This window comes from Sciscionella sediminilitoris (assembly GCF_000737195.2).
GTDB lineage: Bacteria > Actinomycetota > Actinomycetes > Mycobacteriales > Pseudonocardiaceae > Sciscionella > Sciscionella sediminilitoris.
The window spans coordinates 91,079-114,673 of sequence record NZ_JALM01000010.1 but is presented as its reverse complement, the minus strand read 5'-3'; the positions used below and the strand labels follow the sequence as shown (position 1 = coordinate 114,673).

26 protein-coding genes are annotated in these 23,595 nt (G+C 69.9%); 11 read left to right on the top strand and 15 right to left on the bottom strand.

The window, feature by feature from the left end:
- The first annotated feature begins 54 nt into the window (after window positions 1-54).
- On the top strand, window positions 55-384 hold the full coding sequence (locus tag AD72_RS05355) for a hypothetical protein (RefSeq protein WP_031465268.1): 330 nt from the start codon (window positions 55-57) through the stop codon (window positions 382-384).
- 15 nt (window positions 385-399) lie between these two features.
- Window positions 400-774, top strand: coding sequence for a hypothetical protein (locus AD72_RS05350; RefSeq protein ID WP_156365054.1), 375 nt, complete (start codon window positions 400-402; stop codon window positions 772-774).
- Between the two features lie 52 nt (window positions 775-826).
- Here the strand turns inward: AD72_RS05350 and AD72_RS05345 are convergent, their stop codons facing one another.
- The 5 genes from AD72_RS05345 to AD72_RS05325 all read right to left on the bottom strand — a co-directional run bounded on the left by AD72_RS05345 (window position 827) and on the right by AD72_RS05325 (window position 5,142).
- Window positions 827-1,591 (bottom strand): IclR family transcriptional regulator domain-containing protein, encoded by a 765-nt coding sequence (locus tag AD72_RS05345; RefSeq protein WP_031465266.1) that lies wholly within the window; start codon window positions 1,589-1,591, stop codon window positions 827-829.
- A 240-nt stretch (window positions 1,592-1,831) separates the two neighbouring features.
- Window positions 1,832-3,013, bottom strand: coding sequence for a thiolase family protein (locus AD72_RS05340; RefSeq protein ID WP_031465265.1), 1,182 nt, complete (start codon window positions 3,011-3,013; stop codon window positions 1,832-1,834).
- A complete protein-coding gene (locus tag AD72_RS05335; protein WP_031465264.1) occupies window positions 3,010-3,756 on the bottom strand; it encodes a CoA-transferase subunit beta in 747 nt (248 codons plus the stop codon). Before AD72_RS05335 ends, AD72_RS05340 begins: the two co-directional genes overlap by 4 nt.
- Window positions 3,753-4,568, bottom strand: coding sequence for a CoA transferase subunit A (locus AD72_RS05330; protein ID WP_031465263.1), 816 nt, complete (start codon window positions 4,566-4,568; stop codon window positions 3,753-3,755). Before AD72_RS05330 ends, AD72_RS05335 begins: the two co-directional genes overlap by 4 nt.
- Window positions 4,569-4,653: 85 nt before the next feature.
- On the bottom strand, window positions 4,654-5,142 hold the full coding sequence (locus AD72_RS05325; RefSeq protein ID WP_031465262.1) for a DinB family protein: 489 nt from the start codon (window positions 5,140-5,142) through the stop codon (window positions 4,654-4,656).
- A gap of 97 nt (window positions 5,143-5,239) precedes the next feature.
- On the opposite strand from AD72_RS05325, the gene AD72_RS05320 reads away from it, so the two are divergent.
- Window positions 5,240-5,830 (top strand): helix-turn-helix domain-containing protein, encoded by a 591-nt coding sequence (locus AD72_RS05320; RefSeq protein ID WP_031465261.1) that lies wholly within the window; start codon window positions 5,240-5,242, stop codon window positions 5,828-5,830.
- A gap of 3 nt (window positions 5,831-5,833) precedes the next feature.
- Here AD72_RS05320 and AD72_RS05315 read toward each other — a convergent pair whose 3' ends face one another.
- Entirely contained in the window at window positions 5,834-6,748 is a 915-nt protein-coding gene (locus tag AD72_RS05315) for a LysR family transcriptional regulator (RefSeq protein ID WP_031465260.1), read from the bottom strand.
- Between the two features lie 167 nt (window positions 6,749-6,915).
- Between AD72_RS05315 and AD72_RS05310 the strand changes: the two genes are divergently transcribed.
- Together AD72_RS05310 and AD72_RS05305 are read left to right on the top strand one after the other, a co-directional pair.
- Window positions 6,916-7,797 (top strand): SDR family oxidoreductase, encoded by an 882-nt coding sequence (locus tag AD72_RS05310; protein ID WP_031465259.1) that lies wholly within the window; start codon window positions 6,916-6,918, stop codon window positions 7,795-7,797.
- A 9-nt stretch (window positions 7,798-7,806) separates the two neighbouring features.
- Complete coding sequence (locus tag AD72_RS05305; protein ID WP_031465258.1) at window positions 7,807-8,889, top strand: saccharopine dehydrogenase family protein; 1,083 nt, start codon at window positions 7,807-7,809, stop codon at window positions 8,887-8,889.
- On the opposite strand, the gene AD72_RS05300 is transcribed toward AD72_RS05305, so the two are convergent.
- A complete protein-coding gene (locus tag AD72_RS05300; RefSeq protein ID WP_031465257.1) occupies window positions 8,874-9,626 on the bottom strand; it encodes an SDR family NAD(P)-dependent oxidoreductase in 753 nt (250 codons plus the stop codon). The two genes, AD72_RS05305 and AD72_RS05300, sit on opposite strands and share 16 nt — an antisense overlap.
- A 96-nt stretch (window positions 9,627-9,722) precedes the next feature.
- On the bottom strand, window positions 9,723-10,292 hold the full coding sequence (locus AD72_RS05295; protein WP_037344901.1) for a TetR/AcrR family transcriptional regulator: 570 nt from the start codon (window positions 10,290-10,292) through the stop codon (window positions 9,723-9,725).
- Window positions 10,293-10,406: 114 nt separating this feature from the next.
- Between AD72_RS05295 and AD72_RS05290 the strand changes: the two genes are divergently transcribed.
- A complete protein-coding gene (locus tag AD72_RS05290) occupies window positions 10,407-11,735 on the top strand; it encodes an erythromycin esterase family protein (RefSeq protein WP_051897965.1) in 1,329 nt (442 codons plus the stop codon).
- Between the two features lie 12 nt (window positions 11,736-11,747).
- Here the strand turns inward: AD72_RS05290 and AD72_RS05285 are convergent, their stop codons facing one another.
- Entirely contained in the window at window positions 11,748-11,927 is a 180-nt protein-coding gene (locus AD72_RS05285; protein ID WP_031465254.1) for a hypothetical protein, read from the bottom strand.
- A gap of 146 nt (window positions 11,928-12,073) precedes the next feature.
- Between AD72_RS05285 and AD72_RS05280 the strand changes: the two genes are divergently transcribed.
- A complete protein-coding gene (locus tag AD72_RS05280; RefSeq protein WP_031465253.1) occupies window positions 12,074-13,579 on the top strand; it encodes an acyl-CoA synthetase in 1,506 nt (501 codons plus the stop codon).
- Between the two features lie 6 nt (window positions 13,580-13,585).
- On the opposite strand, the gene AD72_RS05275 is transcribed toward AD72_RS05280, so the two are convergent.
- Window positions 13,586-14,071 carry a carboxymuconolactone decarboxylase family protein gene (locus AD72_RS05275; protein ID WP_031465252.1) on the bottom strand — a complete coding sequence of 162 codons (486 nt, stop codon included), beginning with the start codon at window positions 14,069-14,071 and terminating at the stop codon, window positions 13,586-13,588.
- A gap of 166 nt (window positions 14,072-14,237) precedes the next feature.
- On the opposite strand from AD72_RS05275, the gene AD72_RS05270 reads away from it, so the two are divergent.
- Complete coding sequence (locus AD72_RS05270; RefSeq protein ID WP_031465251.1) at window positions 14,238-15,137, top strand: RNA polymerase sigma-70 factor; 900 nt, start codon at window positions 14,238-14,240, stop codon at window positions 15,135-15,137.
- Window positions 15,138-15,188: 51 nt separating this feature from the next.
- Here the strand turns inward: AD72_RS05270 and AD72_RS05265 are convergent, their stop codons facing one another.
- Complete coding sequence (locus tag AD72_RS05265; RefSeq protein ID WP_031465250.1) at window positions 15,189-15,755, bottom strand: PASTA domain-containing protein; 567 nt, start codon at window positions 15,753-15,755, stop codon at window positions 15,189-15,191.
- A complete protein-coding gene (locus tag AD72_RS05260) occupies window positions 15,752-16,432 on the bottom strand; it encodes a hypothetical protein (protein ID WP_055731190.1) in 681 nt (226 codons plus the stop codon). The genes AD72_RS05265 and AD72_RS05260 overlap by 4 nt, the downstream gene beginning before the upstream one ends.
- 251 nt (window positions 16,433-16,683) lie before the next feature.
- On the opposite strand from AD72_RS05260, the gene AD72_RS05255 reads away from it, so the two are divergent.
- Entirely contained in the window at window positions 16,684-17,715 is a 1,032-nt protein-coding gene (locus AD72_RS05255; RefSeq protein ID WP_031465248.1) for a methionine synthase, read from the top strand.
- Here the strand turns inward: AD72_RS05255 and AD72_RS05250 are convergent.
- The 3 genes from AD72_RS05250 to AD72_RS05240 form a co-directional block, all read right to left on the bottom strand.
- A complete protein-coding gene (locus AD72_RS05250) occupies window positions 17,712-18,848 on the bottom strand; it encodes an aminotransferase class V-fold PLP-dependent enzyme (RefSeq protein WP_031465247.1) in 1,137 nt (378 codons plus the stop codon). The genes AD72_RS05255 and AD72_RS05250 overlap by 4 nt on opposite strands.
- Window positions 18,841-20,295 carry an amino acid permease gene (locus AD72_RS05245; protein WP_063890710.1) on the bottom strand — a complete coding sequence of 485 codons (1,455 nt, stop codon included), beginning with the start codon at window positions 20,293-20,295 and terminating at the stop codon, window positions 18,841-18,843. Before AD72_RS05245 ends, AD72_RS05250 begins: the two co-directional genes overlap by 8 nt.
- A gap of 89 nt (window positions 20,296-20,384) precedes the next feature.
- Window positions 20,385-20,918, bottom strand: coding sequence for a helix-turn-helix domain-containing protein (locus AD72_RS05240; RefSeq protein WP_031465245.1), 534 nt, complete (start codon window positions 20,916-20,918; stop codon window positions 20,385-20,387).
- A 104-nt stretch (window positions 20,919-21,022) separates the two neighbouring features.
- On the opposite strand from AD72_RS05240, the gene AD72_RS05235 reads away from it, so the two are divergent.
- Complete coding sequence (locus AD72_RS05235; RefSeq protein WP_031465244.1) at window positions 21,023-21,688, top strand: hypothetical protein; 666 nt, start codon at window positions 21,023-21,025, stop codon at window positions 21,686-21,688.
- A gap of 63 nt (window positions 21,689-21,751) precedes the next feature.
- Window positions 21,752-23,587, top strand: coding sequence for an FUSC family protein (locus tag AD72_RS05230; RefSeq protein WP_031465243.1), 1,836 nt, complete (start codon window positions 21,752-21,754; stop codon window positions 23,585-23,587).
- Window positions 23,588-23,595 lie beyond the last annotated feature (8 nt).

Here is a 23,595-nt window from a genome sequence, read left to right as displayed (position 1 = left end):
CCCGTTGACTTCCGTCTGTCCGATCGGACAGGAAAGCGGAGGTACAGCACAGACATGAGGAAGACATTGTTCGGCGGCGCCGCGGCGTTGCTGATCGCCGGACTGACCGCCGGGGCGGCGCACGCACAGGGCGCGGAGTCCCGTGCGGTGCCCACGGCCGAGCCGAGGGCGGCGGCGCTGAACTGCAATCCCGTTCCCCCATCCCCGGAGCCCGGCTTCCACTGGGGAGGGTCGTGCTGGAACGGGCCACAGGGATCGCCGGTCATCACGTCCTGCGAGAAAACCGGGGAACAGGGGAAAGCGGAAGGGCAATGGGCGGACTGGGTCTGCCTGGCCCAGCTGCACAACGACAACCTCATCTATTCCTTCCTGTACATCAAATAAGCCGGGAGATCGATCATGCGTGCTAAGAAGACCGTCACGGTGCTGTCCATGGCCGCGGCCCTCTCGCTGGCCGGCGGGGTCGGGGTCGCCAGCGCCGATGCGGAAGGCTGCAACCACGGGGCCTGCATCAACGTCAAGGGCGGGGCGGGCGGCTATCAGGTGTTCGGCTATATCGACAACGCCGTCGGTGGTGGCACCGTCAAGGGGTATTTCACCATCGTCGGGCCGAACCTGAACTTCGTGAGCCCGGAGAAGCAGTGGCCGCTCGGTGCGGCGAACGGGACCGCCATCCAGTACTCCTACGGAGCGGGCCAGGTCTGCGTGGAGTTCTGGAACACGACCTCCGGCGGCCCGGTCAGCGACGGCAAGCCATGTGAGGACGTTTCCTAGGGAGCCGGAAGGTGCGGGTGGCCCAGGGGGACACCCGCACCTTGGTGGCGTCTCAGTGGTGACGCAGATCCGCCTCGATCGCGCGGGCCGTGTCCAGCAGCCGGGGGAGCAGCTCGCGGCGCAGGTGTTCCACGGTGACCCGGCTGGCGTGGGTGGAGATGTTCACCGCGGCCACGGTGCGGCCCTCGCGGTCCCGGATCGGCGCGGCGATCGAGCGCAGCCCGGCCTCCAGCTCCTGGTCCACGATGGCCCAGCCCTGTCCGGCCACGGTGTCCAGTTCGGCGCGCAACTCTCCGGCGGAGGCCACAGTGCCCGGGCCCAGTGGTTCCGGGTGCAGCCGCCGCAGGTAGTCCTCGCGTTCCGGAGCGGTGAGCCCGGCGAGCAGCACGTGTCCCATGGAGGTGGCGTATGCGGGGAACCGGGTGCCGATGCTGATGGAGACGGTCATGATCCGGCTGGTCGGCACCCGGGCCACGTAGACGATCTCCTCCCCGTCGAGCACCGAGACGGAGGCGGACTCGTGCACCTGCGCGGCGAGCCGTTCCAGATGCGGCTGGGCGAGCTCGGGGAGTTCGATACTGGACAGGTAGGAGAATCCGAGCTCCAGCACCCGCGGGGTGAGCGCGAAGGTTTTCCCCTCGGTACTCACGTAGCCGAGCTGCACCAGGGTGTGCAGCACCCGCCGCGCGGCGGCCCTGGACAGTCCGGTCGCACGGGCCACCTCGGCGAGGGTCATCTCCGGGTGCTCGGCGCCGAACGCGGTGATCACCGAGAGCCCGCGCGCGAGCGACTGCACATAGCCGGCACTGGCGAGCACATCCGGGAGTTCCGTGTCCTGCTTCGCTGCGACGTCGGCGGCGTGCCGCCGCGTGCCAGCGCGGCGATCCGCGGCGTTGTCGTCAATCACCGCGGAACCCCGCTGTGGCTCGATCCTCCGCCTTGCGGCTCATCCACTGCCTCGGACGCGGGCGTCCCGCAGGGGCACAGTCCCGCTCGCGACGGACGAGAGCTCCCAGACGCGCTCGTGGTGTCCATGACCGGCATCCTAGGCGGCGGTTCAGTCCGTCCTGAGCACCACCGCGAGGCCCTGGCCGACACCGATGCAGATGGCGGCAAGGCCCCAGCCACCGCCCGCGCGGTGCAGCCGGTGCGCGAGGGTGCCGAGGATACGGGCTCCGGAGGCGCCGAGCGGGTGCCCGATGGCGATCGCGCCCCCGGCGGGGTTGACGATCTCGGGATCCAGTTCCGGCCATTCCGCGAGGCAGGCGAGCGACTGTGCGGCGAAGGCCTCGTTGAGTTCCACCGCGGACAGGTCCGCCCAGCCGATTCCGGCGCGGCGCAGCGCGGTGCGGGCGGCCTCGACCGGGCCGATCCCGAACAGGTGCGGATCCACCCCGGAGGACGCGCAGGACACCACGCGGGCCAAGGGTTCGGTGCCGAGTTCGGCCGCGGTGCGTTCCCCGGCGATCAGCAGGGCGGCCGCGCCGTCGTTGAGCGGGGAGGCGTTGCCCGCGGTGACGGTGCCCCCGGCACGGAACACGGGTTTGAGCCCGGCGAGCTTCTCCGCGGTGGAATCGGCGCGGATTCCCTCGTCGTGGCTCAGTTCGGTACCGGGAACGGGGACCAGTTCGGCGTCGAACTCACCGGCCTCGCTCGCCGCGGCCGCGCGTGCGTGGCTGCGCGCGGCGAAGGCGTCCTGCTGTTCGCGGGTGATGCCGTAGCGGTCGGCGAGGATTTCCGCGCCCTCACCGAGTGCCACGGTCCACTGTCCGGGCATGGCCGGGTTGACCATGCGCCAGCCGAGCGTGGTGGAGTGCAGGGTCTCGTGCCCGCGCGGGTACCCGTTCTCGGGTTTGGGCAGCACCCACGGGGCGCGGCTCATCGACTCGACCCCACCGGCCAGCAGCAGCTCGGCGTCCCCAGAGCGCACCGCCCGGCTCGCGGCGATCGCCGCCTCCAGCCCGGAACCGCACAGCCGGTTCACCGTGGCACCGGGGATTGAGGTCGGGAGCCCGGCGAGCAGCACCGCCATCCGCGCCACATTGCGGTTGTCCTCCCCGGCGCCGTTGGCATCGCCGAAGTACACATCCTCGATCGCCGCGGGATCGAGCCCGGTACGGCGATCCACGATGGCGCGGACCACGTGCGCGGCCAGATCGTCCGGGCGCACCTCGGCGAGTCCCTTGCCGTAGCGGCCGAACGGGGTGCGCACCGCGTCCAGCACGAACACCTCGGTCATGACGCCTCCTTCAGTGCCCGCAGGGTGCTCAGTTCGGTCTCGGTGGGCGGGTCCTGCACGGTGATCTCCTCGGCGAGCCGCAGTTCCCAGCCGGTCGCCGCGCGCACCTGCTCGACCTCGACCCCTGGGTTGAGCGCGGTCAGGGTGAGCTCGCGGGTGTCCGGATCGGGTTCGAGCACGCCGAGGTCGGTCATCACCCTGGTCGGTCCCTTTCCCAAGGGGCGCAAGGCATCCCGCTGTTTTCCGTCGCGGCCGTAGCCGAGCGAGGTCACGAAATCGACCTCGGCGACGAAGGCCCGCGGACTGTGCCGCATCACCACGAACACCTCGCGGCAGGAGGTGGCGATCTCCGGTGCCCCGCCCGCACCGGGCAGCCGCACCTTCGGCTCCGCGTAGTCCCCGATCACCGTGGTGTTGATGTTGCCGAACCGGTCGATCTGCGCCCCGCCGAGGAAGCCCACGTCGATGCGGCCGGGCTGCAGCCAGTAGTTGAAGATCTCCGGGACCGAGACCACGGCGTCCGCGGTCTCGGCGAGGATTCCGTCCCCGATGGACAGTGGAAGCCGATCCGGTTTCGCGCCGAGGGTGCCGGATTCGTAGATGAGCACGAGATCCGGCGCGTGGGTGCGGCGGGCCAGATTGGCCGCGGCACTGGGTTGTCCGATCCCGACGAAGCAGGCGCTCCCATCGCGCAGCGCGCGGGCGGCGGCGACGGTCATCATCTCGTCGCTCGTGTAAGTCATGCGCCTGCCTCCTCGAACACGCTGGTGCGCAGCCATTCGGTGAACCGCTCCCGGTCCCGGCCGATCGGGTCCCACTGCTGATACGCGGTGTTGTCCCGCTCCGAATACCCCTGCGCGTAGGAAGGATGCGAACCGCCGGGAACCTGCGCGACCGCGGTGACCGCCCAGCCGGGCAGCACGATCGCCCCGGGCACCGGTTCGAGCTCGTCCACGATCTCCTCCACGGTGACCAGGGATCGGGCCGAGGCGAGCACGGTTTCCTTCTGCACCCCGGTGATACCCCACAGCTGCACATTGCCCGCCCGGTCGGCGCGCTGGGCGTGCACGATTCCCACATCCGGGTTCAGCGCGGGCACCGCGGCCAGCCGCTCACCGGTGAACGGGCACTCGATCGTCCTGATGTTCGAGGTCTGCGCGGGCAGGTCGGTGCCCAGATAACCGCGCAGCACGGCGAACGGCAGTCCGGAGGCGCCCGCCACATAGCGGTTGGCCATTCCCGCGTGGCTGTGTTCCTCGATCTCCAGTGGCACCGGCCAGTCGTGCTGGACCGCGTCCCGGAACCGGTGCAGCGAGCCGACTCCCGGATTGCCGCCCCAGGAGAACACCAGCTTGCGCGCGCAACCGGCGCCGATGAGCTGGTCGTAGACGATGTCCGGGGTCATCCGGCACAGGGTGAGATCGCGCTTGCGGGCCCGGATGATCTCGTGCCCCGCGGCGACCGGGATCAGGTGCGTGAACCCCTCGAGTGCGACGACGTCCCCATCGCCCACGAGCTCCGCGATCGCCTCGTCGAGCCGAAGCAGCCTCGCCATCCGCCCGCCTCCGTTCGCATAGTGAACACATGTGCTGTATGCGAACATAATCGGGTGCGCGGCATCCCGTCAAGACGATCCGGGTTCAGCGCCCGGTCCGGCCGTCGATCAGCTCACGGAGAATGTCGGCGTGCCCCGCGTGCCTTCCGGTCTCCTCGATCATGTGCGCCAGCGCCCAGCGCACGCTCGGGGCCGGGCGAGCGGTCCGGGGCCGGGGTACCGGCGCGCCGGGATCGGGGCACCCGTCGAGCACCGTGTTCGCCTCGGCGACCGCTTCCCGGTAGCGGGCGAGGACTTCGGCCACACCGTCCCCCGGCGCGGCCCGGAACGTCGACTGCCAGTCGGTGACCTCCTCGCCGAGGAAGATCGCGCGCTCCACGAAGGTCAGGTGGTTGAGCAGGCCGAGCAGGTTCGTCCCGGAGGGGACCGCCGCCTCGCGCACCTGCGGTTCGGGCGCGCCGTCGAGTTTCGTGGCGATCGAGGTCCGGAGATAGTCGAGAAATCCGCGCAGCGTCTCGGTTTCGCTGTTCCCGGTCCTGGGCGGTGGGGTGTCCCTGCGGCGTGTGGTCGACACGGCGGGTCCTCCTCGGTGGGTGGTCCTGGATGCGCTCAGTCTTGCCGGGCGCGCCGCGGGATGGCACGCGATCTTGCGGTTCCGGCAAGATGACCGGATGGATCCGGGAATCGAGGATGTGCTCGACGGGGTGGGGCCGCGCCTTCGGGCGCTGCGCCGCGAACGGGGCATCACGCTCGCCGGGCTCGCGGCGGCAACCGGCGTCTCGGAGAGCACGCTGTCCCGGTTGGAGAGCGGCCAGCGCCGGGCGACCCTGGAACTGCTGCTCGTACTGGCCCGGGTCTACGAGGTTCCGCTGGACGATCTCGCCGGCGCCCCGCGCACCGGCGATCCGCGGATCCACCTCAAGCCGATCCACCGGTTCGGCATGACCTTCGTGCCGCTTTCCCGGCGACCGGGCGGGGTGCACGCGTTCAAGATGATCATCCCGGCACCGGTGGAGCCGCTCGAGCCGGCGCCGCAGACCCACGACGGCTTCGAATGGCTCTACGTACTGAGCGGGCGGCTGCGGCTGGTGGCCGGTGAGCGGGATCTGATCCTGCCGACCGGTGAGGCCGCCGAGTTCGACACCTCCGCGCCGCACTGGCTGGGCAGCGCCGACGGCGGGGCGGTCGAGCTGCTCATCCTGTTCGGCATGCACGGAGTCCGCGCGCACGTGCGCGGCGAACAACGGGAACCGGCCGGATAGCGGTCACCGGGCGGCGTGCACCGGTCCGGTCAGATGTGCCCGGACGCACTTCTCCAGCGCGGGGAGCAGCCGGTTGCCGTCCCCGCTCCGGGTGGCGAGCACGACGTGGCTGGGTTCGATGTCCTCGATCAGCACCGCGGTCACATCCGGGCGCAGGCCGGCGAAACCGAGGTCGGCGGGCACGATCGCGACGGCCTCACCCGCGGCGATGTGCTCGAACTTGTCCTCGATGGCGTCGATGGACGGGCCATCGGGGACCGGGCGGCCGTCCGGGCGCGGTTCGGCGCGCCAGAATGCCTGCCATTCCTGGGATGCGTTGCGCAGCCGGAGCATCGGTTCGTCCGCGATATCGGCGAGCGTGACGGACTCCTTGCCGGCGAACCGATGCTCGCGCGGCACCATCAGCGCCCTCGGCTCGTCGTAGAGCACGGTCACGTCCAGGCCCGAGGTGGGGAAGGGCAGCCGGGTCACGGCCGCGTCCACCCGGTGTTCGAGTAGGGCGGTGCGCGGTTCCTCCCAGCGCAGGTGGGTCGCGTTCACCTCGGCGTCCGGATGCCGGTTGCGCAGCTCGCGCACCACGGGAGTGACGATCACCCCGGCGATGTAGCCGATGGTGAGCCTGCTCGGCCGGGCCGCCGCCTGGGTCCGTGCCTTGGCCTGGTTCGCGGTGCGCAGCAGTTTCCTGGCCAGTGGCAGGAAAACCTCGCCCGCCTCGGTGAGCTTGCTGCCCTGCGGGCCGCGATCGATCAGCCGGGCGCCGAGCTGGTTCTCCAGTCGCCGGATCTGCCTGCTCAGCGAGGGTTGCGTGGTGTGCAGGACCTCGGCGGCGCGACCGAAGTGCCCGTGCTCGGCGACCACGGTGAAACACCAGACCAGTCGCAGATCCAGGTCGACGGGCGGTGATACGGAATCCGGCATACCTCGAGTGTAACTCTTCCGAGGTGCGCACATCTTAGGCATAGGTTCACTGAGCAGCAGTGATACGGAAATCGTATTGCGTATTACGCAGGTTTCATTGGACCGGACCGGGGATCGGCCCGCAGAGTCGGAGAGGTAACCACTCGTTCTGACTCGAGGAGTAGTTCATGCGTGTTTTCGTGACCGGAGCGACCGGATTCGTCGGCAGTGCCGTGGTCCGCGAGCTGCTCGGGGCCGGCCATCAGGTACTCGGCCTCGCCCGTTCGGACGCCTCCGCCGCCGCGCTCACCGCCGCCGGTGCCGAGGTGCAGCGCGGCAACCTGCAGGACCTGGACAGCCTGCGCGCGGGCGCCGCCGCGGCCGATGGCGTGATCCACTGCGCGTTCAAGCACGACGACTTCGACGATTTCGCGGCCGCCGCGGAACTGGACCGCGCGGCGATCGCGGCGATCGGTGAGACGCTCGCCGGGACCGGGCGGCCGTTCGTCGCCGCCTCGGGGCTCGGTGGCCTCGCCCCGGGACGCATCGCCACCGAGGAGGACGTGGTCGCCCCAGACTCGCCGCGGCACTCCGAGTCGGTGCTGTCGCTCGCCGAACGCGGGGTCCGGGCCTCGGCGGTGCGGCTGCCGCCCTCGGTGCACGGCGAAGGGGACAAGGGCTTCGTCCCGCAGCTGATCCAGACCGCCCGCAAGCGCGGCGCCGTGGTGTACCCGGAGCAGGGCACCAACCGCTGGTGCTCGGTGCACCGGCTGGACGCGGCCCGGCTGTTCCGGCTCGCCGTGGAATCGGCACCGGCCGGGTCCCGGCTGCACGCTATCGGCGACGAGGGGGTCCCGGTCCGGGAGATCGCCGAGGTGATCGGCAGGCACCTGGAACTCCCGGTGAGCTCGGTTTCCGCGCAGGAGGTCATCGAGGCCATCGGATTCATCGGGGCCATCTTCACGCTGGACGCCCCGGCCTCGGCCGCGCAGACCGAGAAACTGCTCGACTGGCATCCGGAACAGGTCGGCCTGATCGCCGACCTGGAAGCCGGGCACTACTTCGGCTGAGGGGTCGGTATGGACGAGATCTGGATCAACGGAGCGACCGGGCGCTGTGGCCGGGCGATCGCCGCGAAGCTCGCCGAGCGGGGTGCGCCGCTCGGTCTGCTCGGCCGCAATGCGGAGCGGCTGCGCGCGGTGGCCGGGGAGATCGGCGGGGCACCGCGGATCGTGGTGGCCGACTCGCCCGAAGCGGTCGGTGCGCGGATCGCCGAGCACGCACCGGCCGTGGTGGTGAACACCGTCGGCCCATTCAGCGAGACGGCGCCCCCGATCCTGCGTGCCCTTCCGCCGGGGACGCACTACACCGACCTGTCCAACGACCTGTCCACGCTCGGCGCGCTTTCCGCCAGGCATGAGCAGCTCGCCGCCGCGGGCAGCACCGCGGTGCCCGGGGCGGGGTTCGGTGTGCTCGGGACCGAGAGCGTCGTATTGAAACTGTGCGCGGGGAAACCGGCACCGCGACGGGTCCGGGTGAACCGGGTCGCCGCGATCGGCTCCGACGGCGCGGCCGCGGTCGGTGAGGCGCTGGCCTCGACCCTGGTCGAGGGGATCGTCAAGGGCGGGCGCCGGTACGCGGACGGGAAACTGGTCCGGGCCGCGATCGGTTCCGAAGCCGAAACGCTGTCCCTGCCCGACGGCAGGACCGCGCGGATGGCCGCGGGCCCCTCCGGGGAACTGGAGGCGGCCCGCCGGGCGAGCGGGGCGCCGTTCGTGGTGGCGGGTTCCGGTGAACTGCCGTCCGGGGCCGTGGCTCGTGCGGTGTTCCCGGTACTCGGCGCGCTGCTGTCGGTTTCCGCGATCGGCCGGTTCGCCAAACGGGGGATCGCCCGGATGCGGGTACCCGAATCCACTGGTGGCAGCGAGTACTCCTGGGCGCACGCCAGGGTTTCCTGGCCGGACGGCGAGACGCGGCAGGGCTGGCTGCGCACCGGTGAGGGCATGGGATACACGACCAGTGTGGCCGCCGAGGTCGCGTACCGGCTCGCCGAAGGCAAGGGCCGGCCGGGTGCGCACACCCCCGGCGCGCTGTTCGGGCCCGAACTAGCCGAGGCCGCGGGCGGGACCTTCCTGCTCGAGGAGGCTCACCAGACGGTGTAGCCGCCGTCCACGACGAGATCGGTCCCGGTGCAGAAACTGCTCGCCGCCGAGGCGAGGAAGACCACCGCGGGCGCGATCTCGTGCGGTTCGCCCACCCGGCCCATCGGGGTGGAGTCCAGCCAGGTGGTTCGCCAGGTCTCGTTGGACATTCCGCGCTTGGTCAGTTCGGTGCCCACGTAGCCGGGGGAGATGGAGTTGACCCGGACCCCGCGGTCGGCCCATTCCCCGGCCAGTGACTTCGTCAGGTGGATGACCCCGGCCTTCGCGGAGTTGTACGCGGACTGCGGCTGCGGATGATTGGCGATGTGCCCGCTCATCGAGCCGGTGTTGATGATGCAGCCGGAACCGCGTTCGAGCATGTGCCTGCCCTCGGCGCGGCAGCAGTAGAACACCCCGTCCAGGTTCACCGAGAGCACGCTGCGCCAGTCGGCGTCGCTGAGTTCCTCGCTCGGTTTGTTCGCCACGATGCCCGCGTTGTTCACCGCGATGTCCAGTGCGCCCGCCTCGGCGACGACCTGCGCAACGGCCGCGTCCACGCTCGCCGAATCGGTGACATCCAGGGCCACGAATCCGGTGCCGAGGCGCTGCGCGGTCACGGTGCCCGCCACCGGATCGATGTCCCCGATGAAGACCCGGGCACCAGCGTCGAGCAGCGCGGTGACGATGGCCTCGCCGATTCCCCGCGCCCCACCGGTCACCAGTGCGGTCTTCCCGCCCAGCCGGAACAGATCGGGCATCGTTGCCTCCCTCGGCCTTGACTCGCCCCTGCGTCCGCCCGCGCCCTGTGCTCGAAGCGAACTGCCGGCGAGCCTAGGGGATAGCGGTGTCCCGAGTCAGCAATTCGGCGCGGTGTCCGGGTGTTCGGTGGCGATCCGGTCGGCCAGTGTCGCGAGCAGCTGGTCGATGTCGTGGCCCGCGAGCGTGTCCGGCAGGGTGAGATGCTCGACGGCCAGACCGAGCATGGCCAGGTAGAGCAGGGTCGCCTCGGTGCCGCCGCCCGGCATGGCGGAGTCGGCGTGTTCCCCGGCGCGGGTGTCCAGTTCGGCGCGCACCACCTGGCCGAGGACCTCCCGGATGGCCGGGCGCCGGGTCGCTTCGAGGCGCAGTTCCAGCAGCGCGAGATAACACTCCCGGTTGTCCGTGAAGTTCTCGAACTGGGCCCGCATGCGCGCGGTCAGACCGGGGCGTTCCCCGGGTTGCTCGACGGCGAGCCGGTCCCGGATCCGGGTGGCGGTGAACTCCACCAGCGCGTCCCGGTCGGCGAAGTAGTTGTGCGCCGTCCCGGTCGGTACCTGTGCCTCGGTGTCCACCGCGCGAAAGGTCAGGCCGCGCACCCCCTCGCGCGCGAGCACCTGGATCGCCGAGTCGCCGAGCAACCGGCGCCTCCCCGGATTGTGTGACATGTGACCTCCGTTCTTGCAACCACCACAGTCATGGTACTACAACTGTGGTGGTTATCTGATGGTGCCGACTCCTCGGTGAATGCTCTCCGGCAGAAGTGGTGATGCCCCGTGCGGATGCGAAGCCTCCTGACAGTTTCCCTCCTCCTGGCCGGTCTGGCCGCCGGCGGCCCCGCGCTCGCCGCCGTCGAGGATCCCGTGCCCGCCTTCGACCGGGCGGCCCACCCGGTGCGCACCGCGGAACCGGGCGGCGCGCTCGGCGATCTGCGGCCCTTCGGCCGGGCCGTCGGCTCGGCCTCGGTGGTCAGCGTCGGCGAGGCCACGCACAGCTCACGCGAGTTCGTCACCATGCAGCACCGGCTGTTCCGCTATCTCGCCACCCACAAGGGATTCGACACCTTCGCCCGGGAGATGAGCTGGAGCACCGGGGTGCGGCTCAACGACTACGTGCTGCGCGGCATCGGGGATCCGGGCGCGATCATGTCCGCCGAGTTCGACGCCTTCTATCAGGTCTTCGACAACCGGGAGTTCCTGGACCTGCTGCACTGGATGCGCGCGTACAACCGCACACACGCCCACAAACTGCGGTTCATGGGCAACGATCTGTCCTTCCCTGGGCCCGTGCTGTTCGAGAAGGTCACCGGATACGTCGCGGCCCGGCATCCGGAGCTACGGGAGGCGGTCGAGCACCTGTACGCGGGAATGGCCCCGGCGCCGGGGATGAGCCTGAACGAGTACATGGCCATCCAGACCGGCAAATCCCTTCCCGAGCGGGAGGCACTGGCCGCGCGGGCGAAGGCGGTGGTGAACCTGCTGCGCGCGGCCGGTCCCGGGGATGCGCGCGGGGAGTTCGACTGGGCGGTGCAGCACGCGAACGCGCTCGCGCAGAGTTTCCGGGAGTACGCCTTCGACACGAGCACCGCGCGAGGGCGCACCGAGGCCGGGCGCTATCGCGACCAGGTCATGGCCGAGAACACCGAGTGGTGGTACCGGCATCGGCCCGGCCGGATCATGGTGTCGAACATGGTGGCGCACGCGAGCTATGTGCCCATCGATCCGGAGCTGGCCCCGGAACCGGCGAGCGCGCGCCTGCGCGAGCGGCTCGGCCCCGCCTTCCGCACGGTGGGTTTCAGCTTCTACGACGGCTCGTTCAACGCCAAGGGGCCGGACGAGAAGTACCGGTCGTTCACCCTCGGCGCCCCGCGCGCGGAGCAGAACGAGTACACCCTGGACAAGGTCGCGGGCAAGGACTACTTCCTCGATCTGCGGACGCTGCCCGCGGAGGCGGCCGGATGGCTGCGGACGGCGCGCCCGACCCGCAACATCGGGGGCGGATTCGACCCGGGAGCGCCGCACGCCGGGGAACTCCAGGTCCCGCTCGGCCGGTCCTACGACATGCTCTTCCACTTCCACCACGTGCACGCGGCGGAACTGCGGTTCGGCTGAGCGGGTGGGCCGCTAGTGGCCGCTGCCGCGGTTGCGCCGGGTGTACTCCTCGGCCTTGCCGCGCACCTTCTCCACGGCATCCTTGGCCTGCTGACGGCGCTTGGGATCGTTGGCCATCTCCTTGGCCTGGTTGAGCAGGCGGCGCCCCTGCGGGCTCGCGGCCAGCTTGGCGATCTTGTTGACGAACGACATCGGTGGCTCCTCGGGGTCGGTACGCGCAACGTGGGCGAGGTGCAGGGACAACGTTACATTTCGGGCAGGAGTTCCCGTGGTGTCCACCTGCCTGCTCTGCGTAGGATTCCGGCGGACCCGACGAGCACGGCAAAGGAGCCAAGGCCATGATCGATCCGCGTTCGAGCACCGTCGACGATGTGCTCCGCCGCTCGGCCGCACGCCATCCCGAGCGGTGCGCCCTGCGGTTCGCCGACCGGTCCTGGACCTACGCCGAACTCGACAGGGCCGTGACCAGGGCGGCCGCGCGGCTGCTCGAGCACGGCGCCGAACACGGGGACCGGATCGCCGCCTACGGCAAGAATTCCGATGCCTACCTGATCGGGTTCCTCGCCTGCGCCCGTGCCGGACTGGTGCACGTGCCGATCAACAACAGCCTCACCGGGGACGGGCTGCGCTACCTGCTCGAGCAGTCCGGAAGCAGGACGGCGCTCGCCGATCCGGGACTGGCCGGGCAGCTCGGCGAGCTGGACTGGATTCCACTACGGGACCGGGAGGGATCGCTGCTGGAGAGTGCGCTCGGCGACGGGGTCCCGGAACTCGAGGTGCCGCGCGCGGACACCGATCTCGTGCAGCTGCTCTATACCTCCGGGACCACGTCCACCCCCAAGGGCGCGATGATGACCCACCGTGCCCTGGTGCACGAGTACGTGTCCTGCCTTTCCGGGCTGGACATCGCGGCCGGGGACGAACCGCTGCACGTGATGCCGCTGTATCACAGCGCCCAGATGCACTGCTTCCTGCTGCCCTCCCTGATGGCCGGGGCGCGCAACACCATCGTGGAAACCCCGGATCCCGGCGACATCCTCGCCCGCATCGAACGGGACGGGCACCGCGCCTTCTTCACCGCACCCACGGTCTGGGTACCCATCGCCAACCACCCCGAGTTCGCCACCCGCGATCTGTCCAGCCTGCGCAAGGCCTACTACGGCGCCTCCATCATGCCCGGACCGGTGCTGAGCAGGCTCCGTGAACGCCTGCCCGAACTGGGCTTCTACAACTGTTTTGGCCAGAGCGAGATCGGCCCGATCGCCGCGATCCTGCGCCCGGAGGAACACGACCGGCGCCAGGATTCCGCGGGCAAGCCCGCCCTGTTCGTCGAGGCACGGGTGGTCGACGAACAGGGCGCGGATGTGGCCCCGGGCGAGTCCGGGGAAGTGGTCTATCGCTCCCCGCAACTGTGCACCGGATACTGGGACAAACCCGAGGAGACCGAAGAGGCCTTCCGGGACGGCTGGTTCCACTCCGGGGACCTGGTACGGGCCGACGAGGACGGCTACCTCTATGTGGTGGACCGGATCAAGGACGTCATCAACACCGGCGGGGTGCTCGTGGCCTCCCGCGAGGTCGAGGACGCCCTGTACACCCATCCGGCCGTCGCCGAGGTCGCGGTGATCGCGACCCCGGACGAGCGGTGGATCGAGGCGGTGACCGCCATCGTGGTCGTGCAGTCCGGAACGGACTCCGCGGTGGACGAGGCGGCGCTGCTCGAGCACGCCCGCGCGAGCCTGCCGGGGTACAAGGTACCGAAGCGGGTGCACCTGGTGGATGCCTTGCCGCGCAACGCTTCCGGCAAACTCCTCAAACGCGAGCTGCGTGGCCGGTTCGGCTGAGCATGGTCAGCCGGCCGCGGCGGCGAACATCCCCGGCTCGTAGGAACCCGCCGGGGTCCGCACGATCACGTTGAGCCGGTTGGCCGCGTTGATCAGCGCGAGCAGGCAGATCAGCGCGGCGATCTGGTCGTCGTCGTAGTGCTCGCGCACCTGGGCCCAGGTCTCGTCGGACACACCGTGATGGGCGTCGGCGAGCCGGGTGCCCTCCTCGGTGAAGGCCAGCGCGGCGCGCTCGGCCTCGCTGAACACGGTCGCCTCCCGCCAGGCGGCGACGAGGTTCAGCCGGACCGCGGGGACACCCTCGGCCGCGGCATCCTTGGTGTGCATGTCGGTGCAGAAGCCGCAGCCGTTGATCTGGCTGGCCCGCAAGGAAACCAGCTCCCTGGTGACCTTCGGCAGCGGTGACTGGTCGATCACCTGGCTGGCGCTGACGAACCGCTTGGTGAACCGCGCGGCGATCTCGTTACCGAACATGTCGAATCGGGCGTTCATGGTCTTTCCTCCATCGTGCTGTCGTACTGGACGACCACGAGATGCCGGTGCGCCGCTGCGCGTGACAAGGCGGCCGGGTGACGTACACCATGTGGCCCGGGTGTCACAACCGCGCCGCCTCCGGTGTCGGGTGAGTACCCAGCAGTGACCGAACAGGAGCCCTTCCATGACCGAGAACCAGCAATCCGGGGACACCGCGACCTCGGTGTTCCTCACCCACCGGAAGCTGCTGTTCACCGTCGCCTACGAGATGCTGGGCTCCGCGGCCGACGCCGAGGACGTCGTGCAGGAGACCTGGCTGCGCTGGGTGAATGTGGACCTCGGCACCGTGCGGGACCAGCGCGCGTACCTCGTCCGGATCACCACCCGCCAGGCGCTCCTGCGGTTGCGCACCCTGGGCCGCCGCAAGGAGTCCTACGTCGGCCCCTGGCTGCCCGAGCCGCTGCTGACCGCGCCCGATGTCGCCGAGGACGCCGAGCTGGCCGAGAGCGTGTCCATGGCGATGCTGCTGGTGCTGGAAACACTCGCGCCGACCGAGCGCGCGGTGTTCGTGCTGCGCGAGGTGTTCGCCCTCGGATACGAGGAAATCGCCGAAGCCGTGGGCAAAAGCGCCGCGGCCGTGCGCCAGATCGCCCACCGGGCCCGGGAACACGTCACCGCCCGCCGCCCGCGCACGACCGTGTCCGCCGCCGACACCCGCGCCGCATTCGACGCGTTCACCCGGGCGACCGAAACCGGGGACCTGCAGGGCCTGCTCGACATCCTGGCCCCGGATGTCGTACTCCTCGGCGACGGCGGCGGGATCAGGCAGGCCATCCAGCACCCCGTCACCGGGTCCGACAAGGTGGCCCGCCTGCTGAGCACCGGGCTCGGCAGGCTCTCCGATGCGGTGACCCTGCGGCCGACCCAGGTCAACGGCCACCCGGCCCTGGTCCTGTGGCGGGACGGCGAGATCGACACCGTGCTCGCGGTCGGTATCACCGGTGGCCTGGTCACCGGGCTCTACGCGGTGCGCAATCCGGAAAAGCTCTCGCACATGGCGCGCACCACCGAGCTGCACCGCTAGCGCTTTTGCCGCGCACAGCCTCTGCTGTTGGTGTGGCCCCTGTCCGTCCCGTCAGTGAGCGCGAGGGCGGGTACATGACTGATCGGGGATGTCCCAGCTTCCACCGGAATCCAGGCAGTTGGCGTATTCGAGTTGTCCGTCGACCCATGCTTTGTGCCCGGCGCAAACGCGGTAGTCCTTCTCGTCGCCGGGACGGCAGTCAGCTCCGATGGTCGGTGCGGTCCTGTGTGTGCCGTTGTTGGTCGGAACGAGTGTCTTGGCCGGGGTGGGCGCGGCCGCTCCGGTGAGCACGATCTTGGTGTCGGGCGGGACAGTCTCGCCCGCGTGCGTGACTTCGGTGACTTTCGTGCCCTCGGTGATCCCATGGCCTCCGGCGACAACGATGTGGGTGAACCCTGCCTTGGTCAAGGCGGGCTTTGCGGCACTCATGCTGGTGCCGATCAGACCGGTCGGCACCGCGAGTGTCGGTACCGCCGGAACGGAAGACATCGTGGTTGCCGACGGAATGGCTGGAGACGGCCGGGTATCGCTGGTACCGGGTGGTCGGAAGCTGGTGCATCCGGCGAGCACCATCCCGAGGAGCAGAAGGAGAGCGAGCTGCCTGCCGATGAGCGTCACTGGCAGGTCACGTCTTGTATCTCGGCGTGGACCACGGTCGAATTCGAGGCGGTGGACAGCGATGAGGGCGAGACCGAGTAGCTCATCCCTCCGGTACCATTCGCCGTTTCGATCATCGGTCCGGAGCTGTCGCCGGTGATCCGGTAGGTGATATCGCACGTCTGGGTGTCGAATATCGCTGAGTCGGCTCCGGTGTAGGTGAGCTCCGGTTGCACGACGACACTGCATCCGGCGCTGCCGAAGCACTGCTTTGATGTGGTCTTGAGCCCGATCTGGAAATCGGCGGCGGTAGGCATTACCGGTGGAGTGGTGGTTTCAGGCGCGGTCGGTGCCGTGTTCTGAACGGGTGCGGCCGGTGCTGTCGTCGGATTCGTTCCGGTAGAGCGTTGTTGCTGTTCGAGCACATTGCCGATGGCGGCGGTGACGACGATCGCCGCGATCAGCGCGACCGCGCCAGTAGCCGTTCCCGCGATGCTCATGCCCTTGTGAGAGTTGAAGATGCCGATGATGCCGAAAATCAGGGCGAGGACCGCGAGCACGAATCCGACGACCGGTAACCACGACAACACCACGGCGAGGATGCCGAGGACGAGGGCAGTGACACCGATCCCGTTGCCGCGCGGTCGGGTCGGCGAACCGGATGAAGGCGTGACGGGGTAGCCAGTTGAAGCGGACATCGTTGTCCTTTCGACGGGAACGAAGAGACACGGACCGGGGAGCGGCGCGTGCGTACTCGGTGATGCGGTTGAACATTCAATCGAAGTGATCTTGAGCCTTGTTACACAGAGTTCTGGTGACTACTTCGCGTGGTTGAAGGTGTTGCTGGGAGTGCGTAGCCCGCCCAGTGAACGGGTACCGAAAATGAGCTGCACCGCTAGCGCTTTTGCCGCGCACAGCCTCTGCTCGGTGCAGCGTTACGGTAGGCATCGTGACTGAGAACCTGATCAAAGCGGGCGCGACCGGGATCGGCTCGATGCCGGGCACCGAGGTGGCGGAGGCGGTGCGCACCGTTTTCGGTGAGCTGGAGTTGCCGCATGTTCCGGAGCTCCCGGCGCGCGGGGTCGGCGCGGACCTGATCGGGCGCACCGCGGCGATACTGGTGGATCTGCCGACGGAGGTGGTGCCGAGCGGCTACCGGGTGACGGCGCGGCCGGGCCGGGACACCCGCCGTGGCCTGGATTTGCTGGAACGCGATCTGGACACGGTGCACGAGCTGGCGGGTTCGCCGCGCCAGGTGAAGGTGCAGCTCGCCGGTCCGTGGACGCTCACCGCGGGCATCGAGTTGCCGAGGGGGCAGCGGGTGCTCACCGATCACGGGGCGCTGCGCGAGTTCACCGCCTCGCTGATCGAGGGGATGCGCGCGCACATCGCCGAGGTCGTGCGGCGCACCGAGGCCGAGGTTTTCGTGCAGCTCGACGAACCGAGCCTGCCGTTCGTGCTGATCGGCGGGCTGGCCACGCCCTCGGGCTACGGCAAGCTTCCCGCGGTTGCCGAGCCGGAGGTGCGCGCCCTGCTCACCGAGGTACTGGAGGCGGCGCGCGCCGCGACCGGGAATCCGGTGATCGTGCACTGCTGCGCCCCGCTTTCCGGGGATCTGGCCGTACCGATCGCGATGCTGCACAAGGCGGGGGCGGACGCGCTGGCCCTGGATGTCACCGGATTCGCGAAGGCCTCGGCCACCGTCTCGGACGCGCTGGGTGAGGCCATCGAGGACGGCCTCGCCCTGCTGCTCGGACTGGTGCCGAGTACCGGCCAGGGCGGAGAACTGCGTTCACTGGCGGCCCCGGCGCTGGAACTGGTCGACCGGCTCGGGTTCGACCGCGCGCTGCTGGCCGAGCGTTGCGTGGTGACACCGAGCTGCGGGCTCGCGGGTGCCCGGCCCGCGGAGGCACCCGCGATCCTGCGCCGCTGCACCGAACTGGCCGCCGCGTTCACCGAACCGCCGGAATCCTGGGCTTAGGGACCGCGATACTCGGCGAGCGCGGCGCAGGCGGCGGCCACGTCCTCGGCGGTGTTGTAGTAGTGGAAGGAAAGCCGGATCACCGAACCGCGCGCGCTCACCACGATCCGCCGCTGCGCCAGCCATCCGGCGGCGTGCTCGGGATCCTCGACGTACACCGCGAGCATCGGCCCGGTGGCGAATTCGGCCGCGGGACGGTAAAAGCGGTAGCCGAGTTCGTTCAGCCGCTCCGCGGTGTCCTGGACGAGCCCGCCGATGTGCCGCTCCACCGCGGCGATGTCGAGACCGGAGAGCAGTTCCAATCCGGCCCGCGCGGCGTACGCGGCCGGGATCGCCGGGGTTCCGGTCTCGAAACGCCTTGCCTCGCAAGGAAAATCCAGTTCGTGTGGATCGAAGGCGAACGGATCGCGCCTGCCGAACCACCCGGTGAGGCTCGGTGTCCGCTGGTCCTCGATCCCGCCGCGCACATAGAGGAACGCGAAGCCGGGCAGGCCGAGCAGGTATTTCAGCGCGCCCGCGACGAGGTAGTCGCAGCCGAGCCGCCGAACGTCGATGTCCACCACGCCTGCGGCCTGATAGGCGTCCACGAAACTGCGCGCCCCCGCTTCCCTGGCCAGCCCGGTGACCTCGGCGACCTCGGCGCGGGCCCCGTTCGCGTAGCTGACCAGTGGCACCGAGACCAGTGCGGTGCGCCCGGAAACCGCGGCGGCGACCTCCTCGGTGCGCAGCCGGGCATCCGTGGCGGGCAGATGGGTGACTTCGGCCCCGCGATCCCGCTGGCCGAGCCATACCTGGGCGATGGAGGGGAACTCCAGCTCCCAGGTGAGCAGTTCCGGGCGCTCCCGCAGGGACAGCGTGGACGCCACCTGGTAGGCCCCGACCGAGGCGTTCGGCACGATCGCGATCTCCTCGGGCGCCGCGCCGATCAGCGCGGCGAAACCGGACCGGGCGCGCTCCACCTCGCCCATCCAGATGCCCCACGGGGCAGCGTGCTCGCGCATCGAGTCGAGCATCTCCCGCATCGCCTCGTCCAGCCGGGTCGAGCGGGCGCCCTGGCTGCAGCTGGCCAGGTGCACGGTATCGGCGAGCATCGGGAAATTCCCGCGGAACACTGCCGGGCTGGTCTCAGTCAAGGTTTTCCTTTCGTTTCGATTGACGCGCCGCCAGTTCCGCGGCGAGCGGATCGTGTCGTTCCCGGAATCCGCCCCGTTTCTCCGCGATGACGAAACCGATGATCAGGACGAGAAAGAATGGCAGCCCGGCCTTCCAGGACCAGCTGAGCCCCTCGATGAATCCGGTGGACACCAGAATCCCGGCCAGGAAAAGGAAAGCGAGGATCGTGGTGACCGGTGCGCCGCGCAATCGCACCGGGGAGGGCGGCAGCCCGTGCCGCGCGCGCACCCTGCGGAACCGCAGATGGGTGGCGAGAATGAGCAGCCACACCACGAGCATGCCGAAAATGGAAATGCCGTACAGCCCGACATAGGCGGTGTCCGGGAAGGCGAAGGAACAGACCCCGGCGATGGCCAGTCCGATGGTGCTGAGCACCAGCGCGCGTGCGGGCGCACCGGAGCGGTTCAGCTTTCCGGTGAACGCGGGCGCGTACCGGTGCTCGGCCAGGGAATGCAGCATGCGGGTGGTCAGGTACAGGTTCGCGTTCGCCGAGGAGAGCGCCGCGGTGAGCACCACGAAGTTCATGATCGTTGCCGCCGCGGGGATCCCGGCCGCGGCGAACACCGAGACGAACGGGCTCACCGCGATGTCGTCGCCGCCCTGCGCGGTCTTCGTCCAGGGCACCACCGCGAGCACGATGGTGATCGCCAGTAGATAGAACAGGGACAGCCGCAGCAGCATCGTGCGGGCCGCGCGCGGGATGTCGCGCACCGGATCGCGGGCCTCGGCCGCGGTCACCGAGACGACCTCGGTGCCGACGAAGCTGAAGATCGCGAACACCATGGCCAGCAGCAGCCCGCCGATCCCGTTCGGCAGGAATCCGCCGTGTGTCACGAGATTGTCGAACCCGGTCGCGGGTTTGCCCGGCAGGCCGAAGAAGATCAGCACCAGGCCAAGCAGGATGAACACCACGATCGCGCTGACCTTGATCATGGAGAACCAGTACTCGAGGCTGCCGAAGATGCCGACCGCCCGCGCGTTCACCGCGATGATGGCCACCGCGAACACGACCGTCGGCAGCCACAGCGGCAGTTGCGGCCACCAGAAGCGCAGATAGATCCCGGCCGCGACGACCTCACCGCCGATCGCGATGCACTGCACGGCCCAGTAGGTCCAGCGCACCACGAATCCCGGCAGGCGGCCCAGATAGGAGTGGGCGAGCACGCCGAAGGAACCGGCGACCGGGTGCACGACGATCATCTCGGCCAGGGCCCAGGCGATGATCAGTGCGACCGCACCGCAGACGAGGTAGGCGATGATCGTGGCGGGCCCGGCCTGGCTGATCGCGAGGCTCGAACCGAGGAAGAGCCCGGTGCCGACCGCGCCGCCGATCCCGATCATCGCGAGCTGGCGCGCACTGAGACTGCGCCGCAGCTGCCCGTCCTGCTCCGGCTCCTTCGCCGTCATACCGCCGCCCATCGTCGTCGGTGGGTGTTCGTTCACATTGAACAGTGGACGAGTATCGACGGCATCGGGCGGAGTGTCAACGGTGCGGATCAGTAACTCGGCGGAGTCACCGAGAGTACGAACCGGGCGGGTTCCGCGGTCTCGTTGAGATAGCGGTGCGGCAACCGGGAGTCGAAGCTCGCACTGTCCCCTTCGGCGAGCTCGTGCCGCCGCCCGTCCACCTCGACCACGATCCGGCCCTCGACGAGCAGCACGCACTCCTCGGAGGGGTGGCTCCACGGCCGCGCGGAGGAACATCCGCCCGGTTCGAGCGTGCCCTCCAGAACCTCGAGTTTGCCGAAACCGGGGGAGATCCTGGTGTACCGGATGCCGCTGTGCGGGGACTGCACCAGCGCCCGGCGCGGGGCGCGCACCACGGCCACGCTGTTCTCCTGCTCCTCGAACAGGGAGAACAACGGGACCTCGAGGGCCTTGGCGATCCGGCGCAGGGTGTCCAGGCTCGGCTCGGTGAGGCCGCGCTCGACCTGGCTGAGCAGTCCGGGGGAGATCCCGGCAGTGCCCGCGAGCCCGCGCACCGAATAGCCCGCCTTGGTGCGCACCGTGCGGATCCGCAGTGTCTCCACGAGCTCGCTCCTGACCGTTCAATACAAGTGAACAACTGTGCCGATTTTTCCAGGCTAATGCGTACGGCCGGGGATGCCGCGCCGCAGGTGCGAGAATCACCGTCATGCGCTGGTGGAATCGGAGGCTCGGCAGGGACGCGCGGCAACCGGGACAGGATGTCCCGGAACCGGACGTCACGCCGCTCGCCGCTCGGTTCTGGCGGCGCTGGGAACTGTTGCAGCCCGAGGTGAGTGCCGCGCTCGGGGACGGGCGGCCGGGACGGTTCGAGAACGTGCTGTGCGAGGTGGTCGCGGAACTGCACCCGAACCTGGATTTCGCGGTGGAGCAGGGGCAGCGCGCGATGTACGCGCTGGTGCTCACCGGCAAGGAGGATCCCGCGCTGCGCCCCTATACCGACGCGTGGAAGGCGGCCGCGCCCCCGGACGACCATGTGTGGGAGTACCACGATCATGTGCCGCCGGTACCGGACCCGGACGGGGTCACGGTGAACATCGGGGCGCACCGCATCGCGCTCGCCGATGTGCGCATCGCGGCCCTGATCGACGAGACCGAGGGCGTCGTGGATGTCGCCGTGCACCATCCGCTGCTCGGCGAGCTCTCCGAAGCGAGCCGGGCGAACATGACCTTCCTCCCGCTCGAGGCCACCCTCGGCGAACGGCGCGCGGCCGAGTACCTGGGCCGGGTGGAGACCGCGCTGACCGAACCGCGGGGCGCGATCACCCTGCGGGCGCTGCGCGAACTCGTGGACGACCTCGCCGAACGTCGCTGACCGCGTGCCCCGGGCCGGTCACGTAGAGTCTGCGCGGAATCCACGCTGCGGAAGGGGAACCTCGTGAAAGCCTTGGCCATGCCGGTGCAGATACTCGTGGTCTGCGGGGGCCTGGCCGGGCTCGGTTACCTCATCGGACTCGGACCGGCGATGGTGCTGGCCGCCATCTGTGGGATGTTCGCGATGATGGCGGCCTTCGGTGGTTCGCTGTCCGCCGATCTGCGCATGCTCGCCTGGTTCGCCCCGCTGTTCGTGTTCGGCGCCGGAGTGCCGCGGCTACTCGGCGAGGTGAGCGAACCCGCGGCGATCGCGCTGGTCACGGTGATCGTGTTCGTGGGCGGACTGATCCCGGTGCTCGGCCAGCGCTACCTCATGGCCGGGGTCGGGCTCACCATGGCCGCGGTGTTCGGTTACGGCTTCCGGATGACCGGTTCGGCGAGCTGGTGGCAGGTGCTCGCCGCGCCCGCGCTCGCGATCGCGGTGGTCACCCTGATCCGGCTGGCCGCCGGGATCGGGGACCCGGACAAGCCGATCCGCGCGGCGATCGCGGACGCGCTGCTCGGTGACCGCGAAGCCGCGGGAACGGCGTGGCGGCAGTGGTTCACCGGGCGGCCGGTGCGCTGGACGGCGATGGCGCTCGGCCAGGCCATGCGCTACCGCGCGGCCGAGGGAGTGCTCGACGGTAGGCAGGCGGTGCTCGAGGACGAACGGCTCGCCGCCGAGGTGCGCTCCGCGGAGGAGGAAGCGCGGGAGCTCGCCGAACTGGTGCGCCCGAAGCAGCCGGTCGAACCGGGGACCGAGCCGCGCCGGGTGATCCCGGACGACCTCCCGGGCCGCACCGGGCAATGGCTGGGGATCATGCACGAATCGCTCGACGGGATCCGGGCGGCCGCACTCGGCCGGGACCGGTCGCGGATCGAGCTGCCCCGCGAACTGCGTGCCCGGGTGCTCGGCGGTGAACTCGAGGGCGCGCTTTCCTGGCAGTCGGTGCGCATGCGGCACGCGGTGCGCTGTGCCCTCGGGATCGCGCTCGCCCTGGTGCTCGCGCATTTCCGGCCGGGGGACCCGCTCACCATCGCCCTGCTGATGACCACCGTCTCGATCATGCAGCCGGAATGGCGGGACAGCCTCACCAAGGTCGGGCAGCGGGTTCTCGGCGCACTGATCGGTGCCGCGGTGCTGGCGCTCGCGGTCTGGCTGCTGCCACCCGCACTGCTGCTCCCGCTCGCGCTGCTCGCGGCGCTCGTCGGCATGTCGATGATGACCACGAAACCGGTCGTGTTCAACGCCTGCATCGTGCTGATGAGCGTGACCATGAACGCCTCGCGGCTGCGCGCGGATCCGCTCGCCGAACTGCTCGAGTACCTGATCCTGATCGCACTGGCCTGCGCGATCGGGCTGGCTTTCGGTTTCCTCGCGGTCCCCGGGGTGCGCAAACCGAGCCCGGCGGAGCGGTTCGCCGAACTGTGCGCGGCGTTCGAGGAGCTGTTCGGCACGGTCGCCGGGGTGCTGCGGGGCGCCGGTGTGCCGCGCCAGGAGCAGGCCGTCCGGTTCCGCCGCGCGGCGCTGGCGAAGGCGAACCTGCTCGCCACCGAGCCCAGCGGCGGGGCGAGCGCCCGGTCCGGGGCCACCGAACTGGACGAGGCCGACGAGGCCGCATCCGGGCTCTACGTGGGCGCGCTCGCGCTGGCGCTTCCCGGGCAACGGGACGAGGCGCTGGCCGAGGCGCTCACCCCGGTGCGGGCTGCGCTGGCCTCCGGAACGGATCCGGATGTCGAGGCGCTGCGCGAAGGCGCGCGGGACCTCGAGGAGGAACACCGCCTCGTGTTCGACGCCCTGGTGAGCGATCTCGTGCGGCTGCGCCGCGGCGCGCCGGAAACTGTCGGGGGGACGCACTAAGCTCTTGG

Coding starts and splice junctions, on each gene's coding strand:
- AD72_RS05285 (WP_031465254.1), bottom strand. CDS start 11,927: ATGTCGTTCGTCAACAAGATCGCCAAGCTGGCCGCGAGCCCGCAGGGG.
- AD72_RS05295 (WP_037344901.1), bottom strand. CDS start 10,292: ATGTCACACAATCCGGGGAGGCGCCGGTTGCTCGGCGACTCGGCGATC.
- AD72_RS05245 (WP_063890710.1), bottom strand. CDS start 20,295: ATGACGGCGAAGGAGCCGGAGCAGGACGGGCAGCTGCGGCGCAGTCTC.
- AD72_RS05335 (WP_031465264.1), bottom strand. CDS start 3,756: ATGACTTACACGAGCGACGAGATGATGACCGTCGCCGCCGCCCGCGCG.
- AD72_RS05260 (WP_055731190.1), bottom strand. CDS start 16,432: ATGTCCGCTTCAACTGGCTACCCCGTCACGCCTTCATCCGGTTCGCCG.
- AD72_RS05355 (WP_031465268.1), top strand. CDS start 55: ATGAGGAAGACATTGTTCGGCGGCGCCGCGGCGTTGCTGATCGCCGGA.
- AD72_RS05235 (WP_031465244.1), top strand. CDS start 21,023: ATGCGCTGGTGGAATCGGAGGCTCGGCAGGGACGCGCGGCAACCGGGA.
- AD72_RS05275 (WP_031465252.1), bottom strand. CDS start 14,071: ATGAACGCCCGATTCGACATGTTCGGTAACGAGATCGCCGCGCGGTTC.
- AD72_RS05330 (WP_031465263.1), bottom strand. CDS start 4,568: ATGGCGAGGCTGCTTCGGCTCGACGAGGCGATCGCGGAGCTCGTGGGC.
- AD72_RS05305 (WP_031465258.1), top strand. CDS start 7,807: ATGGACGAGATCTGGATCAACGGAGCGACCGGGCGCTGTGGCCGGGCG.
- AD72_RS05340 (WP_031465265.1), bottom strand. CDS start 3,013: ATGACCGAGGTGTTCGTGCTGGACGCGGTGCGCACCCCGTTCGGCCGC.
- AD72_RS05310 (WP_031465259.1), top strand. CDS start 6,916: ATGCGTGTTTTCGTGACCGGAGCGACCGGATTCGTCGGCAGTGCCGTG.
- AD72_RS05290 (WP_051897965.1), top strand. CDS start 10,407: ATGCGAAGCCTCCTGACAGTTTCCCTCCTCCTGGCCGGTCTGGCCGCC.
- AD72_RS05270 (WP_031465251.1), top strand. CDS start 14,238: ATGACCGAGAACCAGCAATCCGGGGACACCGCGACCTCGGTGTTCCTC.
- AD72_RS05300 (WP_031465257.1), bottom strand. CDS start 9,626: ATGCCCGATCTGTTCCGGCTGGGCGGGAAGACCGCACTGGTGACCGGT.
- AD72_RS05320 (WP_031465261.1), top strand. CDS start 5,240: ATGGATCCGGGAATCGAGGATGTGCTCGACGGGGTGGGGCCGCGCCTT.
- AD72_RS05280 (WP_031465253.1), top strand. CDS start 12,074: ATGATCGATCCGCGTTCGAGCACCGTCGACGATGTGCTCCGCCGCTCG.
- AD72_RS05315 (WP_031465260.1), bottom strand. CDS start 6,748: ATGCCGGATTCCGTATCACCGCCCGTCGACCTGGATCTGCGACTGGTC.
- AD72_RS05350 (WP_156365054.1), top strand. CDS start 400: ATGCGTGCTAAGAAGACCGTCACGGTGCTGTCCATGGCCGCGGCCCTC.